Source organism: Micromonospora sp. NPDC049559, assembly GCF_040676675.1.
Classification (GTDB): Bacteria; Actinomycetota; Actinomycetes; order Mycobacteriales; family Micromonosporaceae; genus JBFAPK01.
Genome location: NZ_JBFAPK010000003.1, coordinates 13,261 through 30,101, shown reverse-complemented (window position 1 = coordinate 30,101; position 16,841 = coordinate 13,261). Strand labels below are relative to the sequence as shown.

The 16,841-nt window shown below is 74.6% G+C and carries 15 protein-coding genes; 7 read left to right on the top strand and 8 right to left on the bottom strand.

Translation table 11 applies throughout. The features are described 5' to 3' along the window. The first annotated feature begins 30 nt into the window (after nucleotides 1-30). The 4 genes from AB0J86_RS05830 to AB0J86_RS05815 all read left to right on the top strand — a co-directional run bounded on the left by AB0J86_RS05830 (nucleotide 31) and on the right by AB0J86_RS05815 (nucleotide 3,433). Nucleotides 31-1,194 (top strand): glycosyltransferase, encoded by a 1,164-nt coding sequence (locus AB0J86_RS05830; RefSeq protein ID WP_363853132.1) that lies wholly within the window; start codon nucleotides 31-33, stop codon nucleotides 1,192-1,194. A gap of 57 nt (nucleotides 1,195-1,251) precedes the next feature. Next, nucleotides 1,252-1,980: a ribonuclease PH gene (gene rph, locus AB0J86_RS05825; protein WP_363853130.1), complete on the top strand. Its 729-nt coding sequence runs from the start codon at nucleotides 1,252-1,254 to the stop codon at nucleotides 1,978-1,980. A gap of 61 nt (nucleotides 1,981-2,041) precedes the next feature. Then, nucleotides 2,042-2,650, top strand: a complete 609-nt coding sequence (rdgB, locus tag AB0J86_RS05820) for an RdgB/HAM1 family non-canonical purine NTP pyrophosphatase (RefSeq protein WP_363853127.1) — start codon at nucleotides 2,042-2,044, stop codon at nucleotides 2,648-2,650. 396 nt (nucleotides 2,651-3,046) lie between these two features. Next, entirely contained in the window at nucleotides 3,047-3,433 is a 387-nt protein-coding gene (locus AB0J86_RS05815; RefSeq protein WP_363853124.1) for a hypothetical protein, read from the top strand. A gap of 51 nt (nucleotides 3,434-3,484) precedes the next feature. Here the strand turns inward: AB0J86_RS05815 and AB0J86_RS05810 are convergent, their stop codons facing one another. Together AB0J86_RS05810 and AB0J86_RS05805 are read right to left on the bottom strand one after the other, a co-directional pair. Then, nucleotides 3,485-3,685 (bottom strand): DUF6186 family protein, encoded by a 201-nt coding sequence (locus AB0J86_RS05810; RefSeq protein ID WP_363853122.1) that lies wholly within the window; start codon nucleotides 3,683-3,685, stop codon nucleotides 3,485-3,487. Beyond that, a complete protein-coding gene (locus AB0J86_RS05805) occupies nucleotides 3,682-4,110 on the bottom strand; it encodes a hypothetical protein (RefSeq protein WP_363853119.1) in 429 nt (142 codons plus the stop codon). The genes AB0J86_RS05810 and AB0J86_RS05805 overlap by 4 nt, the downstream gene beginning before the upstream one ends. 174 nt (nucleotides 4,111-4,284) lie before the next feature. On the opposite strand from AB0J86_RS05805, the gene AB0J86_RS05800 reads away from it, so the two are divergent. Continuing rightward, complete coding sequence (locus AB0J86_RS05800; RefSeq protein ID WP_363853116.1) at nucleotides 4,285-4,767, top strand: hypothetical protein; 483 nt, start codon at nucleotides 4,285-4,287, stop codon at nucleotides 4,765-4,767. 2 nt (nucleotides 4,768-4,769) lie between these two features. After that, nucleotides 4,770-7,610, top strand: a complete 2,841-nt coding sequence (locus tag AB0J86_RS05795) for a M56 family metallopeptidase (RefSeq protein WP_363853113.1) — start codon at nucleotides 4,770-4,772, stop codon at nucleotides 7,608-7,610. Nucleotides 7,611-7,634: 24 nt separating this feature from the next. On the opposite strand, the gene hutH is transcribed toward AB0J86_RS05795, so the two are convergent. From hutH to AB0J86_RS05765, 6 genes are all read right to left on the bottom strand, one after another. Next, nucleotides 7,635-9,173 (bottom strand): histidine ammonia-lyase, encoded by a 1,539-nt coding sequence (gene hutH / locus AB0J86_RS05790; RefSeq protein WP_363853110.1) that lies wholly within the window; start codon nucleotides 9,171-9,173, stop codon nucleotides 7,635-7,637. Further along, the gene (hutI, locus tag AB0J86_RS05785) at nucleotides 9,164-10,336 is read right to left on the bottom strand and encodes an imidazolonepropionase (protein ID WP_363853108.1); all 1,173 of its coding nucleotides are present in this window, start codon (nucleotides 10,334-10,336) and stop codon (nucleotides 9,164-9,166) included. The genes hutH and hutI overlap by 10 nt, the downstream gene beginning before the upstream one ends. 19 nt (nucleotides 10,337-10,355) lie before the next feature. Beyond that, the gene (locus AB0J86_RS05780) at nucleotides 10,356-11,762 is read right to left on the bottom strand and encodes a formimidoylglutamate deiminase (protein ID WP_363853106.1); all 1,407 of its coding nucleotides are present in this window, start codon (nucleotides 11,760-11,762) and stop codon (nucleotides 10,356-10,358) included. Then, a complete protein-coding gene (locus AB0J86_RS05775) occupies nucleotides 11,750-12,967 on the bottom strand; it encodes an allantoate amidohydrolase (protein WP_363853884.1) in 1,218 nt (405 codons plus the stop codon). The genes AB0J86_RS05780 and AB0J86_RS05775 overlap by 13 nt, the downstream gene beginning before the upstream one ends. 41 nt (nucleotides 12,968-13,008) lie before the next feature. Beyond that, complete coding sequence (gene hutU / locus AB0J86_RS05770; RefSeq protein ID WP_363853103.1) at nucleotides 13,009-14,685, bottom strand: urocanate hydratase; 1,677 nt, start codon at nucleotides 14,683-14,685, stop codon at nucleotides 13,009-13,011. 73 nt (nucleotides 14,686-14,758) lie between these two features. Next, on the bottom strand, nucleotides 14,759-15,628 hold the full coding sequence (locus AB0J86_RS05765) for a MurR/RpiR family transcriptional regulator (protein WP_363853100.1): 870 nt from the start codon (nucleotides 15,626-15,628) through the stop codon (nucleotides 14,759-14,761). 69 nt (nucleotides 15,629-15,697) lie between these two features. Here AB0J86_RS05765 and AB0J86_RS05760 point away from each other — a divergent pair, with 69 nt between their 5' ends. Then, entirely contained in the window at nucleotides 15,698-16,531 is an 834-nt protein-coding gene (locus AB0J86_RS05760) for a class I SAM-dependent methyltransferase (protein WP_363853097.1), read from the top strand. Nucleotides 16,532-16,841: the final 310 nt, after the last annotated feature.

Sequence of the window (16,841 nt, the reverse complement as noted above, 5' to 3'; positions counted from 1 at the left end):
CCTGACCATCGGGATCCTGGGGGTAGCGGGTTGCGCATCGTCCGGCTGGCCAACTTCGTCACGCCCCGCTCCGGCGGCCTGCGGACGGCGCTACGCAACCTCGGGGAGGGCTACCACGCGGCCGGACACGAGCCGGTGCTGGTGGTGCCGGGCGCCGAGGCCGGCGACCGGATGGAGGGCTCCGACCGGGTGATCACCCTCCCGGGACCGGTGGTGCCGAAGACCGGCGGGTACCGGGTGCTCACCGGCCGGCGCCGGCTCACCCGCCTGCTCGACGAACTCGCCCCGGACCGGCTGGAGGTCAACGACCGCTCGACGCTGCGCTGGACCGGCCGGTGGGCGCGGGCGAACGGCGTACCGTCGGTCATGGTCTCGCACGAGAGCCTCGCCGGTCTGCTGCGGGTCTGGGGCGCCCCGGGCGGCCTCGGCGACCGGCTCGCGGACCGGCTCAACGCCCGTACCGCCGAGGTGTACGACCGGGTCGTCTGCACCACCGACTGGGCCGCGGCCGAGTTCCGCCGGCTCGGCACCCCGAACCTGCACCAGGTGCCGCTCGGCGTCGACCTGGTCACCTTCGACCCGTCCCGGCGCAAGCCGGAGGTGCGGGCCCGCTACGCCCGCGACGACGAGGTGCTGCTCGTGCACTGCAGCCGGCTCTCGCCCGAGAAGCGGCCCGAGCTGGCGGTGGACGCGCTCGCGGCGCTGCGCGCGGCCGGCGTACCGGCGGTCCTGGTGGTGGTCGGGGACGGCCCGCGCCGCCCCGCGCTGGCGTACCGCGCCGCCCGGCTGCCGGTGCACTTCGCCGGCTTCCTCTCCGGCCGGGAGGCGGTGGCGGAGATCCTCGCCAGCGCCGACGTGGTGATCGCGCCCGGGCCGGTGGAGACCTTCGGCCTCGCCGGGCTGGAGGCGCTGGCCTGCGGTACCCCGGTGGTGGTCAACGCCGCGAGCGCACTGCCCGAGGTGGTGGGCGCGGCCGGGGCCGCCGCCGCCGGCACGGGCGAGGCGTTCGCCGAGGCGGTCCAGGAGGTGCTGGCGCGGCCCGAGGAGGGGCGCCGCGCGGCGGCCCGCGCCCGGGCCGAGGAGTTCGGCTGGCCGGCCGCGGTCGACGGGTTCCTGCGCGCGCACGGCGCCGCGCCGAGCCCCGCCGACGTCGCCGCGGGTCCGGCCGCACTGGAGCGCGTCGCCGGTCGTTGATCGGTTTTGCCGAGGGGCGTCGACACGCCGCCGCGCCGTGGACATAGGGTGGCGGGCATGGCTCGACCTGATGGGCGGCGGCCCGACCAACTGCGACCGGTGACGCTGAGCCGGAGCTGGAGCATGCATCCGGAGGGCTCGGTCCTCGTCGAGTTCGGCGACACCCGGGTGCTCTGTACCGCGAGCGTCACCGAGGGCGTGCCCCGCTGGCGCAAGGGCTCCGGTCTGGGCTGGGTCACCGCCGAGTACTCGATGCTGCCCCGGGCCACCACCACCCGCTCCGATCGGGAGAGCGTGAAGGGCCGCCTCGGCGGCCGTACCCACGAGATCTCCCGCCTGATCGGGCGCAGCCTGCGTGCCTGCATCGACCTGAAGGCGCTCGGCGAGAACTCGATCGTGCTGGACTGCGACGTGCTCCAGGCCGACGGCGGGACCCGTACCGCCGCGATCACCGGGGCGTACGTGGCGCTGCACGACGCGGTGACCTGGCTGGCCGGGCGCAAGGCGCTGGCCGGCAAGCCGGAGAAGGTGATGCACCGCTCGGTCGCGGCGGTCAGCGTCGGCATCATCGAGGGGGAGCCCCGGCTCGACCTCAACTACGCCGAGGACGTGACGGCCGAGGTGGACATGAACATCGTCTGTACCGGTACCGGCGACTTCGTCGAGGTGCAGGGCACCGGCGAGGCGGGCGTCTTCGCCCGGGACCAGCTCGACACGCTGCTCGACCTCGGTGTGATCGGCTGCGCCGAACTCTCCGAGGCCCAGCGCAAGGCGCTCGCGTCGTGACCGCGCCGGGAGCGGCCGTGACCCCGCCGGGAGGACCCGTGACCACACCTGAGGAGCAGGCATGACCCGGGTGCTGTTGGCGACCCGCAACAAGAAGAAGCTGGCCGAGCTCCAGCGCATCCTGGACGGCGCGCTGGGGGCGAACCGGATCGAGCTGGTCGGGCTCGACGACGTACCGGAGTACCCCGAGCTGCCCGAGACGGGACTGACCTTCGGCGAGAACGCGCTGATCAAGGCGCGGGAGGGGTGCCGGCGTACCAACCTGCCCACGGTCGCCGACGACTCCGGGCTGGCCGTTGACGCGCTCAACGGCATGCCGGGGGTGTTCAGCGCCCGCTGGTCCGGCCGGCACGGCGACGACCGGGCCAACCTCGACCTGGTACTGGCCCAGATCGGCGACGTACCGGACGAGCACCGGGGCGCCGCGTTCGTCTGCGCGGTGGCGCTGGTGCTGCCCGGCGGCAAGGAGCACCTGGTCGACGGCCGGCAGACCGGGCGCCTGCTGCGCGCCCCGCGCGGCGAGGGCGGCTTCGGCTACGACCCGATCTTCCTGGGTGACGGGCAGATCCGGACCAACGCGGAGCTGTCGCCGCAGGAGAAGGACGCGATCAGCCACCGGGGCAAGGCGCTGCGTGCCCTGGCCAAGGTGATCGACAAGGTGCTGCCGTAGGGCGGGCCGCCGGGCCGCAGGGTGGCCAGCGAGCGCTGGTACGGCCTGCCGGGAAGCCTGCGGCACCGCGACTGATCACGCGCAGGGACCACGGCCTGTAGTCGGTCAAGAAGTAAGTTGCTCCTTTCGCTCCACATCAAATTTGATGTGGCCACACCGAATTTGATGTGGAGCGAGAAGAGCGACCTACTTTCACCCGGGCCACCCACGGCAATCGTCGCGTCCGGCGAACGACGGTGACCGCCTGGTGCGTGTTGGCAGGTTGGCCAAGCCGGCGCCGGAGCCGCCGCGCCGGCGGCTGGGCCCGCGGCGCCCGGGGGACGTCCCTGCCACCCGCGGCTGACACGACCATCTGAACAGTCACGCGGCCTCGTTGGTGGGAGGGAGAGGTCACCGGTGGCGTTCGTGCGGGAATACGACCTGATGGTGGGATTTCTGGATCAGGAGCAACCGTTCGAACGTTTCGCCGAGGTGGTTTCGAATGCCGCGGGGCAGTCCTGGCAGAGAATTCTCGAGGGTGAGCGACGGGCTCTTGGTGTCAGCACCTCCGGGCGCTTTGAGATCTATTACGAGCCATCCGACTTCGAGCCGTTCTCAACCCACCCGTACAGGATCGGGTTGAGCTTGTACGACCTATCGGGAGAGTTGGAGCTGGCAAACCGGATTTACGATGCGCTCGCGGCATCGGGCGCCTACCGGGTCATCTTGCTGGGAGATGACGACTTCGTAAGGGGAACGCACTACACCGAAGGCGAGTGGGAAGAGCCGATTCCCCCACTATGACGGGGTGTAGGTCTACCTGGCCTACCGGGCCAGGCTGTAGGTCTACCTGGCCTACCGGGCCAGGAAGTGCCACCCGAGCCAGAGCCAGACGCCGAGGACGAGTACTCGGCCGGCGCCGCCGCGCATCGCCGCCACCAGGGCGGTACCGAGCGGGCCGACCCTCCGGTCGGGCCGGCGTCCGGCCAGGTCCACGGCGACCATGAGCGCGATGATCGCGGCGAAGCCGACGATCATGATGGTCCGTGCGGTCACCGGCTCACCAGCCAGGCGCCGGTGCTCAGCCACAGCAGGTAGCCGGCGACCCGGCCCGGATAGGTGTCCAGGGCCGGGTCGGCCAGGATGCTGAAGGTCGGGTGCGCCGGATCGTTGCCGGTGCAGAGCGCGACCACCTCCCAGGCGCAGAAGAGCAGGCCGAGCCCGAGCCAGGTGACAGCGGTGGCGCGTCCGGCGTCGACCACGCGGAGCGGTACCCGCCGGGCACCCCACCAGAGCAGGGCGATCCCCGGTGCGAGCACGGTGAAGACCGACGGCAGGGTCAGCGGGCGGGCCAACGCGGCGAGCAGCGCGTAGGCGGCGATCCCGGCGTAGGCGAGCCACGCCGCCCGGAGGCGTCCCGCGGCGAGCTGGCCCGGGGCGACGGACGCGCCGTCCGTCGCCGCCGGAGGTGGCAGATCCATGCCACCCAGTGTGCGCGCGGCGCTGATCAGGCAATACCCGCCGCGCCGGTGATCTCGCCCGCACCACCCGGCCGGGTCAACCCGCCCGGCCGGTGTACCGACCGCCGTGCCGCGTTGCCAGGGTGGCCTTTACTGAAAGGCCACGGGTGCGGACGGAGGGTTACCTTGGTTGCGGTGCGGGACGTTGCGGTGCGGGATGTCGTGCGGGACGTGGTGGCGGAGGTGGCGCCGCAGGAACTGCCGTTGGTCGACGGACTGGCGGGCTACGACCACGAGACCGTGGTACGCCGGCTGAGCCGTGCCGGAGCACGGCGCGAGCCGCTCGGGTTCGGTTGGGGTGAGATCATCGGGCTGGTCACGCCGGTGCTGTGGTTGGTGCTCGACCAGGTGGCGCAGCGATTCGCGGACGCGGCGGTCGACCGTACGACCAGTGGGGTCAGGGGAGTGCTGGGTAGGCTCCGGCGCGGCCGGCGCCCGCCCGCGACGATCCCGGAGCTGACCGAGGACGAGCGCGCCGAGCTGCGTCGGGACGTGCTCGATCTCTTTCTCCGGAGGGGCCTGGACGCGGAAACCGCGGCCCCGCTCGCGGACGCGGTCCTGCGCAGGTTGGCACCGGGGTTCGCGGCGGACCGCGGCGCGTCGAACCCGGCGGAGTAGCCGTGGCGGGTACGTCGCGGGTCGACGAGCGGGCGCTCGGTGCGGGTACGAGCGTGCGGTTCGTCCTACTGGTCACGCTGCTGGTCGCGAGCAGCACCCTGATGGTGCTCTACATCGGCCTCGCCGTGTTCGCCTACGACGGTTTCAGCTGCGGTCTCGCCGCCGGGGTGGATCCGGAGCGGGATCCGGCGGTCAACGTGATGGCCAAGCGCATCGTGCAGTGGGAAGCGTACCGTTCGTGCAGCGACCGTTACTCGGCTCCACCGCCGGGATGGTGGCTGGTCGGCTACTGGGCGTTGCTGGTGGCCTGCGTCGCCGTGCTGTTCTGGGTACTGCCCCGGTGGAAGGCGCGCCGCGGCCGGGTGGTGCCGCTGACGACCGTCGACCGGGACGGCGAGATGGGGCGCGCGGTGGCCGAGTTGTCCACCACCGCCGGTCTCGCCCGGCCGCCGCGCGTGGTGGTCGACCCGACCGCGATGGTCACCGACGGGGCGGTCGTCTTCGGCCGGACCGGCCGGGCGACGATGCGCCTGGACGGCGGCCTGCTCGTCACCCGGACCACCGACCCGCCGCGGTTCCGGGCGGTGCTGCTGCACGAACTCGCCCACATCGCCAACCGGGACGTGACGATCACCTACCTCACCGTCGCGATGTGGCGGGTGTACGTGGCCGTGGCCCTCCCGCCGTTCCTGGCGTGGTGCGCGTGGAGGTTCCACACCACGTCGGGGTCGACGCTCTGGTCCGCCGAGGCTCCCATCGTCACCCGCAGCCTGCTGATCACCTGTCTGCTCGCCGTGCTGGTCTACCTCGCCCGCAACGACGTGCTGCACAGCCGCGAGGTCTACGCCGACCTGGCCGCCGTACGCTGGGGCGCCGACCCCCGGGGCTGGTCCACGCCGGTGGTGGACCCGGTCGACGGGCGGGCACGGCGGGCCGTGCGCGCGTTCGCGCAACTGTGGCACCCGCACCCGCGCTGGGACGTCCGGCGGGCCGCGCTGGCCGACCCCGCCGTGCTCTTCGGCGTCCGCGCGCTCCCGCTGGCGCTGACCGGCGTGGCCGCGGCCGTCATGCACACGCACATCGCCTACGCGATCACCCAGTACTACCTGGTGACCACCTGGATGCAGCACGCGGTGGCGCTGCTGGCCGCCGCGCTGGTCGCGGGCGTGGTCGGCACCGCGCTGTGGCGCGCCGTGGTGTACGCGGTGCTCACCGGTCAACCGGCCCCGTCCAGCGTACGGGCGGGACTCTGGCTCGGGCTCGGACTGGCGGCCGGCGGCGCGGCCGCGGGCCAGGGCACGGTCAACGAGTGGCTGCCCGCGCGGCCCTGGACGCTCGTGCTCGTCGTCGTGGCCGCCACCGCGTTCACCTGGTGGCTGTCGCAGTGCGCGCGGCTCTGGGTGGCCGCCTGGCGGGGCCGGTCACTGCGCGGGGTGGCCCTGCTGAACGTCTCCACCGCCGCCCTGGCGCTGTCGCTCTGGTTCCTCTGGTGGCAGAGCATGGGGGTCGGCTTCGCCGCCGGATGGTCGTTCGACGTCGCCGGGCTCCGGGACTACCAGCTGACCTACTTCGTCGGCCGGGAACTGGACCATCCACCGGCCTCGGCGCTCGACCACGCGTACGTGCTGACCATGGTCATGGGGTCCGTCATGGCCAACCCGCCGCTGGCCGTGCTGGCGATCGTCGGCCTGTGGGTGACCCCGCTGCTGGCGTGGCTACCGCGCGCCGGCACCGAGGCACCCCGCTGGATGCGCCGTGCCGTAGGCGACAGCGACCCGGTTCCGCCGTGGCAGCCCCTGCCGGGTCTGCGTCGGGTGCTCGTCCCCGCCCTGGTCGGCGGGGCCGCGGGGGGCCTGGCCGCGGTCGCGCTCTCGGCCTGGCTGCACGCCGACGCACGGACCGGACCCTCGGCCACCGCCGCCATGGTGACGTTCCTGGCCGGAAACATCCTGGTATTACTCGTCGCGGCGGCCGTGGCCGCCGTCGCCGCCCGGCTGGCCGTGCCCGCGTACCGGCTCCCCGCCGCCCTGATCGCCGGGGGCACCGCGACGCTGTTCGCCTTCGCCGCCGTGGTCGTGCTCCGCGCCTCCGACGGCTGCGTGCCCGCGCTGACCCTCGGGGAGGGACCGTGCGACTGGAACCTCGCCGTGACACAGCGGCTGCTCACCCTCACCCTGCTGCCGGCGCTCCCACTCGCCGTGCTCGTGGCGGGCGTGGTGGCGCTGCCCCGCTCGCGCGCCACGCCGCGCCCCGGCCGTCCCCGGTCGATGGCGTTGGCGCGTACCTGCGCGCTCGCCCTCGTGGCGACCGGGCTCGCGGTGGCCGGCGTGCACGCCGTGCAGCGGGCGCCCTACGCGGCTCGCCTGCCCGAGGCCCGAGAGGCCCAACGCTTCGGCCAGCAGAGCGGGTACAAGGTCGTCGACGCGCCGGTGTCGGCCCGGTCGCTGGCGATGCAGGTCGACGCGTGGCGCGACCTCGGCGGCGACGAACTGATGGACCGCTTCTACCACGGCCGCCGCGACCTGTTCGCCGCCGTCACCACGGCGGTGCGGGCGGGCCGAACCCTCGACCAGATGGACGACGTCCGCCCGCTCTGCGTCGAGATCAGCGACTTCGCCCGCGCCGCCGTCCGCTACTTCCGGGTCCCGGACGCCGAGGCCCAGAAACTGTGGGAGAAGTTCGTCGTGCTCGCCTGGCAGGGGAGCCAGAACTGCCAGAAGGCGCTCGACGCCGACCAGGCCGACCAGTTCAACACCGCCATGCGTACCCTCGCCACCGCACAGGACACCAGCCACGCCATCGACGACCGCATCGACGCCCTGCTCGACCAGGGCGGCCTGTGATCCGCCGGCGGGCCCGGTCCCGGCTCAACCCAGCGGGCCGACCTCCGCCTCGATCGCGCTCCGCAGCTTCCGCCCGGAGATCGCGGCGCGGGCGGACTCCATCGCCGGGGCGAGGAAGATGTCCGGCCCCGGGTCGCCGGCGAACTCCCGTACGGCGGCGACCGCGGCGCGCCCGGCCGGGGAGGCGGTCAGCGGGGCCCGCAGCTGGAGCCCCCGTACCGCCGCGAGCAGCTCCACCGCGAGCAGGCTGGTCAGGTTGTCGAGGACGGTACGCAGCTTCTTGGTCGCCGCCCAGCCCATCGAGACGTGGTCCTCCTGCATCCCGCTGGTCGGCAGCGAGTCGACCGAGGCGGGCGCGGCGAGCCGGCGGTTCTCCGCGACGATCCCGGCCGCCGTGTACTGGGCGATCATCAGCCCGGAGTTGACGCCCGGGTCCGGGGTCAGGAACGCCGGCAGTTCGCGGGAGCGGGTGACGTCGAGCAGCCGGTCCACCCGCCGCTCGGCGATCGCCCCGACCTCGGCGGCGGCGATGGCGAGGAAGTCGGCGGCGAAGCCGAGCGGCGCCCCGTGGAAGTTGCCGGTCGACTCGACCCGCCCATCCGGGAGCACCACCGGGTTGTCCACGACCGAGCGCAGCTCCCGCGCGGCGACGCCCTCGACGAAGCCGAGGGTGTCCCGGGCGGCGCCGGCGACCTGCGGCGCGCAGCGCATCGAGTACGCGTCCTGGACCGCGTGCGCCAGGTCGTTCCGGTGCGAGTCCATGATCGCCGAGTGCTGGAGCAGCCGGTGGATGTTGGCGGCCGAGACGGCCTGCCCGGGGTGCGGCCGGATGGCGTGCAGCTCGGGCTGGAACGGACGGTCGGTACCGAGCATCGCCTCGATCGCCAGCGCCGCCGTGACGTCGGCCATCGTGAACAGGTGCGCGGCGTCGGAGCTGGCGAGCAGCAGCATGCCGAGCATGCCGTCGGTACCGTTGATCAGCGCGAGCCCTTCCTTGGCGGCCAGCTCGATCGGGGCGAGCCCGGCCGCCCGCAGCGCCGCCGCCGCCTCCTGCCGGGTGCCGTCCGGCCCGACGGTCCAGCCCTCGCCGAGCAGGACCAGCGCGCAGTGCGCCAGCGGGGCCAGGTCGCCGGAGGCGCCGAGCGAGCCGTGCTCCGGTACCCATGGGGTGACGTCGTGGTTGAGCAGGTCGACGAGGGCCTGCGCGACCAGCGGGCGTACCCCGGAGTGCCCGAGCGCCAGGGACCGGATCCGCAGCAGCATCATCGCCCGGACCACCTCGCGCGGCATCGGCGCCCCGACCCCGGCGGCGTGCGAGCGGATCAGCGCGTGTTGCAGCTCGGCCCGGCGCTGCGGGGCGATCGAGGTGTTGGCCAGCGCGCCGAAGCCGGTCGAGACGCCGTACACGGGCCGTCCGTCCCGCTCGATGCGGTCCACGATCTCGCGGCTGGTCGACATCGCCGTCACGGTGGCGGGGTCGAGCGCCACGGTGGCGCCGGACCGGGCCACCGCCAGGACGTCGGCGGGGGAAACCCCGGTGGGCTGGACTGTCACTACTGCCATTGCGGTACTCCGTTGTGCAGGACCTGGGCGATCAGTGGTACTCCCGGCCGGTAGGCCAGGTGCAGGTGGGACGGGGCGTCGAGGACGATCAGGTCGGCCCGCGCGCCGGGGCGCAGCACCCCGATGTCGTCGCGGCGCAGCGCCCGCGCGCCGCCGGCGGTCGCCGCCCAGACGGCCTCCGCGGGGGTCATGCCCATCTCGCGTACGGCGAGCGCGACGCAGAACGGCATCGACGAGGTGTACGACGAGCCGGGGTTGCAGTCCGTGGCGAGCGCCACCGTGGCGCCCGCGTCGAGCAGGCGGCGCGCGTCCGGGTACGGCGACCGGGTCGAGAACTCGGCCCCGGGCAGCAGCGTCGCCACCGTCTCCGAGCCGGCGAGCGCCTCGACGTCGGCCTCCGACAGGTGGGTGCAGTGGTCCGCGCTGGCCGCGCCGAGCTCCACCGCGAGGCGTACCCCGGGACCGGGACCGAGCTGGTTGGCGTGCAGCCGTACGCCGAGCCCGGCGGCCTGGCCGACGGTGAGGATCGCGCGGGCGTGGTCGGCGTCGAAGGCGCCCCCCTCGCAGAAGACGTCGATCCAGCGGGCGTACGGCGTCGCGGCGCGCAACATCGGCCCGCAGACCAGGCCGACGTAGTCGTCCGGGCGGTCGGCGTACTCGGGCGGGACCACGTGCGCGCCGAGGAAGGTGGTCTCGGCGGTGAACTCGGCGGCGATCCGCAGCGAGCGGGCCTCGTCGGCGACGCTGAGGCCGTACCCGCTCTTGATCTCGATGGTGGTGGTGCCCTGCCGTAGCGCCTCGTCGCGCAGGCGCCGGACGTTGTCGCGCAGCTCCGCGTCGCCGGCCGCGCGGGTGGCGGCGACCGTGGTGCGGATGCCGCCGCCGGTGTAGGGCTCGCCGGCCATCCGGGCGGCGAACTCGGCGGCCCGGTCGCCCGCGAAGACCAGGTGGGCGTGGCTGTCGACGAAGCCGGGCAGCACCGCCCCGCCGGCCGCGTCGAGCCGGCGGTCGGCGGCGGGGGCGTACCGGGAGGGGCCGATCCAGGCGATCCGGCCCTCCTCGACCAGCACGGCGGCGTGCCGGCGCAGCCCGAGGGGCCCGCCGCTCCCGGTGCCGGCCACGTTGGTGACCAGCTCGCCGATGTTCTCCACCAGGAGCCTCATCCGGCCGTCCTCCCGCTGCTCATGGGCCCACCACGGCGGCGATGGCCCGGGCCAGCTCGGCCGGCACGTCCAGGGTGAGGTGCCGGCCGTCGCGCACGACCGTCCGGCCGTCCACCATCACATGGTCGACGTCGGCGGCCGTGGCCGCGAAGACCGCGCCGATCGGCGGCACGCCGGCGGTGCGTACCCGGTCCAGCCGGACGGTGACCAGGTCGGCGCGGGCGCCCGGGGCGATCCGCCCGGCGTCGGGCCAGCCCAGCGCCGCGTGCCCGGCCGGTCCGGCGGCGCGCAGCAGCTCGCCGGGGGTGAAGTGCCCGCGCTCCTCGGTGCGCAGCCGCTCGTCCAGCTCCACCGCCCGGGCCTCCTCGAAGAGGTCGATCAGCGCGTGGCTGTCGGTACCGAGGCTGAGCGGGCTGCCCGCGTCGGCCAGGGCCCGCGCCGGCCCGATCCCGTCGGCGAGGTCCCGCTCGGTGGTGGGGCAGAGGCAGACCCCGGCGCCGTGCCCGCCGAGCGCGCGCCGGTCGGCCGCGGTCAGGTGGGTGGCGTGCACGGCGGTGGTACGCGGACCGAGCGCGCCCGCGTCGGCGAGCAGCGCGGTCGGCGTCCGCCGGTGGTACGCCAGGCACGCCTCGTTCTCGGCGCGCTGCTCGGAGAGGTGCACGTGCAGCGGCGCGCCCGCGGCCTCGGCCCAGCGCGCCACCTCGGGCAGCTGCTCGGCCGGTACGGCGCGGACCGAGTGGATGGCGGCGCCGAGGCGGGCGTGGTCGGCGGGGGTGGGGAACGCGGCGACCCGCTCCGCCCAGCGTGCCGCGTCGCCGTCGCCGAAGCGCCGCTGCGGCCCGGTCAGCGGTTCGCCCGCCACCGACGCGGTCAGGTACGCCGTGTCGAGCAGCGTGATCCGGATGCCGGCCTCGGCGGCGGCCCGTACCAGCGCGGTCCCCATCTCGTTCGGGTCCGCGTACCGGCCGCCGTCCGGCGCGTGGTGCAGGTAGTGGAACTCCCCGACGCAGGTGACGCCGGCCAGCGCCATCTCGGCGTACGTGGCCCGGGCCAGCGCCAGGTAGCTCTCCGGGTCGAGCCGGGCGGCGACCTCGTACATCCGGTCCCGCCAGCTCCAGAAGGTGCCGCGCCCCCGGTGGGTGCGCCCGCGCAGCGCCCGGTGGAAGGCGTGCGAGTGGGCGTTGGCGAGCCCGGGCAGGGTGAGTCCGGTCAGCCGGAGTGCGTCGGCCGGCGCGGGGCGTACCCCGGCCGTGACGGCGGCGATCCGCCCGGCGACGACCTCGATCAGGACGTCCTCGGCGATCCGGTCCAGGCCGCCGGGCCCGTCGCCGCCGGGCGCGTTGTCGTCGGGCCGGTTTGAGTCGTGGCCCAGCCAGGCGTGTTCGGCGTGCAGCCGCGCGTCCGTCAGGGCGGTCAGGGGCGGCATGCCAGCTCCGCCAGCACGTCGGCGAGGGCCGCCACGCCGGCCGCGCAGTCCGCGTCGGTCGCCGCCTCGGCCGGCGAGTGCGAGACGCCGGTCGGGTTGCGGACGAAGAGCATCGCCGTCGGTACGTGCGCCGAGAGCACCCCGGCGTCGTGGCCGGCCGCGGTCGGCAGCACCGGTACCCCGCCGCCGAGGAGCCGCCCGAGCTCCCCGGCCAGCCCGCCGTCGAACGCCACGGGCGGGGTCACCGACTCCGCCGTCCAGGCCACCGCGGTACCGTCCCGGGCCGCCCGTTCGTCGACCCGCCGCCGTACCGCGTCGACCAGGCCGTCGAGGGTGGCGGCGTCGGCCGCCCGGGCGTCCAGCCAGCCGCGTACCAGGGCCGGGATGGCGTTGGTGGCGTTCGGCTCGACCAGTACCCGGCCGACCGTGGCGTGCGCGTCGCGCAGCCGCGCCTCCTTGTTCGCCGCCAGCACCGCGAACGCGAAGGTGAGCATCGGGTCGTGCCGGTCGGCCATCCGGGTCGTACCGGCGTGGTTGGCCTCGCCGGTCACGTCCAGCCGCCAGCGGCCGTGCGGCCAGATCCCGCTCGCCACCCCGACCGGCGCGCCCAGGTCGACCAGGGCGCGCCCCTGCTCGATGTGCAGCTCGACGAAGGCGCCGACGCGGGCGAGCAGCTCGGGCCGGGCCCCCGCCGGCCGGCCGCCCATCGCCTCGGCCAGGGTGACGCCGTCGCGGTCGGTCAGCGCCGCCGCCCGCTCGGCGTCGAGCGCGCCGGTGAGCAGGCGGGAACCGAGGCAGGGTACGCCGAAGCGGGAGCCCTCCTCCTCGGCGAAGGCGGCCACCCCGACCGGGCGGCGCGGGTCCAGCCCTCGGGCGCGTACCTCGTCGAGGGCGAGCAGGGCGCTGACGATTCCGAGCGGGCCGTCGTAGCCGCCGCCGTGCGGTACCGAGTCGAAGTGCGACCCGAGCAGCACGGCGGGACCGTCCGCGCCCGCCGGGGCGTACCAGGCGAAGAGGTTGCCGTTGCCGTCGGACTCGACCGGCAGCCCCCGCAGCGCGGCCTGCCGCCGGAACCACTCGCGCAGCCGCAGCTCCGGCTCGGTCCAGGCGTACCGCAGGTAGCCGCCGCTGCCCGGGTCCCGGCCGATCGGGGCGATCTCGTCCCAGCTGGCCCGGAACCGCTCGACCAGCGGCGCGTCCGCCACGGGCTGCGACGACGCGGGCTGTGACGACACCGGATCCTCCCTCATCGCTCGGCGGTCGGGACGCGCAGGCCGGTGGCCTCGGCGACGGTACGGGCCTCGGGGTAGCCGGCGTCGACGTGCCGGAGCACGCCCATCGCCGGGTCGTTGCTGAGCACCCGTTCGATCTTCTGCCCGGCCAGCGCGGTGCCGTCGGCGACGCAGACCTGGCCGGCGTGGATGGAGCGGCCGATGCCGACCCCGCCGCCGTGGTGGATGGAGACCCAGGAGGCGCCGCTGGCGGTGTTGACCAGGGCGTTGAGCAGCGGCCAGTCGGCGATGGCGTCGGAGCCGTCGGCCATCGCCTCGGTCTCCCGGTACGGGGAGGCGACCGAGCCGGCGTCCAGGTGGTCGCGGCCGATCACGACCGGGGCGGAGAGCTCGCCGGAGGCGACCATCTCGTTGAAGCGGACCCCGGCGACGTCCCGTTCGCCGTAGCCGAGCCAGCAGATCCGGGCGGGCAGCCCCTGGAAGGCGACCCGCTCGCCAGCGAGCCGGATCCACCGGGCCAGCGCGTCGTTCTCGCCGAAGAGGTCGAGCACCGCCCGGTCGGTGGCGGCGATGTCGGCCGGGTCGCCGGAGAGCGCGGCCCAGCGGAACGGCCCCTTGCCGGCGCAGAAGAGCGGCCGGATGTACGCCGGTACGAAGCCGGGGAAGTCGAAGGCCCGCTCGTACCCGCCGAGTTGCGCCTCGCCGCGGATCGAGTTGCCGTAGTCGAAGACCTCGGCGCCGGCGTCGAGGAAGCCGACCATCGCCGCCACGTGCTTCGCCATCGAGGCGCGGGCCCGCTCGGTGAACTCGGCCGGCTTGGCGGCCGCGTACGCCGCCGCGTCGGCCAGCTCGACCCCCTCCGGCAGGTACGACAGCGGGTCGTGGGCGCTGGTCTGGTCGGTGACGATGTCGATCTCGACGCCCCGGCGCAGCAGTTCGGGGAAGACGGTCGCGGCGTTGCCGACCACGCCGACCGAGAGGGCGCGCCGCTTCCGCTTGGCCGCCACCGCCAGCGCCACCGCCTCGTCCAGCGAGTCCGCGACCACGTCGAGGTAGCGGGTCTGCACCCGGCGCGCCAGCCGGCTCGGGTCCACGTCGACGACGATCACGGCCCCGCCGTTCATGGTGACCGCGAGCGGCTGCGCCCCGCCCATGCCGCCGCAGCCGGCGGTGAGGGTCAGCGTCCCGGCCAGGCTGCCGGTGCCGGGTTCGGGCGTGCCGCCGGCCGCGGCGAGCTTCGCGGCGACGGCGGCGAACGTCTCGTACGTGCCCTGGAGGATGCCCTGGGTGCCGATGTAGATCCACGATCCGGCGGTCATCTGGCCGTACATGGTCAGGCCGAGCTGCTCCAGCCGGCGGAACTCCGGCCAGGTGGCCCAGTCGCCGACGAGGTTGGAGTTGGCCAGCAGCACCCGGGGCGCCCACTCGTGCGTGCGCAGCACCCCGACGGGCCGGCCGGACTGCACCAGCATCGTCTCGTCGTCGGCGAGTTCCCGCAGCGTACGGACCAGCGCGTGGTACGACGGCCAGTCCCGGGCGGCCCGCCCGGTGCCGCCGTAGACCACCAGGTCCTCGGGGCGCTCGGCGACGTCCGGGTCGAGGTTGTTCATCAGCATCCGCAGGGCGGCCTCCTGCGGCCAGCCCTTGGCGGTGAGAGCGGTACCGCGCGGCGCGCGGATCGGCTCGGGCATCGCTTTCCTCCTGACGGCTCCCGGCCCGCCCGCGTCGAGGAGCCTCGGCGCGGGCGGGTTCCGGCGGTTACGGTCAACCGACGAACAACTGGCGTTGGGCGGCGGAGCGTTCGAACTCCTCCAGTCGGCGCTGGGTCTCGGCGGGGGCGGCGTCGCAGATCGCCTGGAGCACCACCATGGACAACGCCATCGGGGCGGTGTGCAGGTCGAAGACGAGCTGCGCGCCGACGGCCGCGTCGAGCGTGACGTCGGCGTACTCGGCCGCGGGGCTGACCGCCGAGTCGGTGATCACCACGACGGCCAGTCCCGCCGCCCGCGCCGCGTGCAGGGCGTCCAGCGACTCGCGCGGGTAGCGCGGCAGCACGATGGCCAGCAGGGCGGTCGCCCCGGCGGCCCGGGCCTGCTCCAGCCGGTCGGTCAGCAGGCTGCCTCCCGAGTCCAGTACCCGGACGTCCGGATGGACCTTGGCGGCGAAGTAGGCGAAGTAGGCGGCCAGCGGCGCGGCGGCGCGCAGGCCGAGGACCGGCAGGGGTCGGGTGGCGGCGAGCAGCGAGCCCGCGGCGGTGATCCGGTCCCGGTCGGCGAGCTGGTCGGCCAGCCGGTGCAGGTTGCCCGCCTCGGCGCGGATGGCGCGTTGCATCTCGTTGTCGCCGGGCGAGGCGCCGGTCGGCGGGACGGATCCCGTACCAGTGATCTCGCGCAGCCGCCGGCGCAGTGCCGGATAGCCGTCGTAGCCGAGCGCCATCGCGAAGCGGGTCACCGAGGGCTGACTCACCCGGGCCAGCTCGGCGACCTCGGCGGCCGACAGGTACGCGGCGGAGGTGGCGTGCTGCACCAGGCTGTGCGCGATGCGCCGCTGGGTCGGGGTCAGCCGGATGCCCTGGAACAGGTCGAGGACCCGGTCCGTGGGCGGGGCGGTTCCGATGGCAGCACCGTCATTCACGAGCTGACTCTATGCATAAAATCATTCACGGCACAATGACCTGGCCCGCGGGATGATAAAACCATCGTCATGGATGGGACGACGCTCCGCCGGGCGGTAGCCCGGACCCGGCTCGCGCCGGTCGCCGCCTTCCCCAAGCGACTCGCCCGGGTCGCCCGACACGACGCGCGGCTGCTCGGCGTCTCGGCCCGGTGGCTGCTGACCTCGCGCGAACACCACAACTACACCTACGACCTGACCCGCCTGAGCCGGGAGCACCTCGCCTGGTTCGTCAGTACCGTCTGCGACGCCCCGGTGGCGCGGGTACGCGGGTACCTCTCCGAGATCGAATCCGACGAGCGCCTGCGGGCGCACATCGAGCACGTCACCGCCAACGCGGCCCGACGCGGGCTCGCCGACCGCCGGGTCCGCTACGCCCGCCGGATCGGCTGGTACGCGATCCTGCGGGTGGTCCGCCCCGGCCACGTCGTGGAGACCGGCGTGGACAAGGGGCTCGGCAGTTGCGTACTCGCGGCGGCGCTGCTGCGCAACGCGCGGGAGGGCCACCCCGGCCGGCTCACCGCGCTCGACATCAACCCGGAGGCGGGGTACCTGGCCGCCACCGAGCCCTGGTCGGAGGTGGTCGACCTGGTCATCGGCGACTCGATCGCCTCGATCGAGCGGCTCGACCGCCCGGTCGACGTCTTCCTGCACGACAGCGACCACAGCGCCGCCCACGAGCGGCGCGAGTTCACCGCGGTCGAGCCGAAGCTGGCCCGCGGCGCGCTGCTGCTCACCGACAACGTCACCGCCACCAACGTCCTCGCCGAGCACGCCGAGCAGACCGGCCGCCGGTTCCTCGCCTACCGGGAGACCCCGGCCGGGCACTGGTACCCGGGCGACGGCATCGGCGCCGTCTGGTGAGGCACCCGTGGTGCGGGCCGGGTGGCGAGCGGCGCGCGGTGAGGGTCATGCGGTGAGCGGCGCGCGGTGCGGGTCGCGTGGTGCGGGTCGCGTGGTGCGGGTCGTGCGGTGCGACCGGGGCGCTTCCCGAGACCGCCCCGGTCGGACCCGGACCGGGCCGACCATCGCCGTCGGCGACGCGGTGGAGCCGCCGCCGAAGTATTAGATCTCCCTTAGGTCGGTTGCGCGGTACCGGCCGGCTCGGGCAGCATGCCCGGGGTGACGGACATGATCGAATCCGCAGCTACCGGCCCCGATGCGGATCCGACCC

Excerpts from the sequence above, each read along its gene's own strand:
- rdgB (WP_363853127.1), top strand. The coding sequence starts at position 2,042 with ATGACCCGGGTGCTGTTGGCGACCCGCAACAAGAAGAAGCTGGCCGAG.
- hutI (WP_363853108.1), bottom strand. The coding sequence starts at position 10,336 with ATGAGGCTCCTGGTGGAGAACATCGGCGAGCTGGTCACCAACGTGGCC.
- AB0J86_RS05760 (WP_363853097.1), top strand. The coding sequence starts at position 15,698 with ATGGATGGGACGACGCTCCGCCGGGCGGTAGCCCGGACCCGGCTCGCG.
- AB0J86_RS05780 (WP_363853106.1), bottom strand. The coding sequence starts at position 11,762 with ATGCCGCCCCTGACCGCCCTGACGGACGCGCGGCTGCACGCCGAACAC.
- AB0J86_RS05805 (WP_363853119.1), bottom strand. The coding sequence starts at position 4,110 with ATGGATCTGCCACCTCCGGCGGCGACGGACGGCGCGTCCGTCGCCCCG.
- rph (WP_363853130.1), top strand. The coding sequence starts at position 1,252 with ATGGCTCGACCTGATGGGCGGCGGCCCGACCAACTGCGACCGGTGACG.
- hutU (WP_363853103.1), bottom strand. The coding sequence starts at position 14,685 with ATGCCCGAGCCGATCCGCGCGCCGCGCGGTACCGCTCTCACCGCCAAG.
- hutH (WP_363853110.1), bottom strand. The coding sequence starts at position 9,173 with ATGGCAGTAGTGACAGTCCAGCCCACCGGGGTTTCCCCCGCCGACGTC.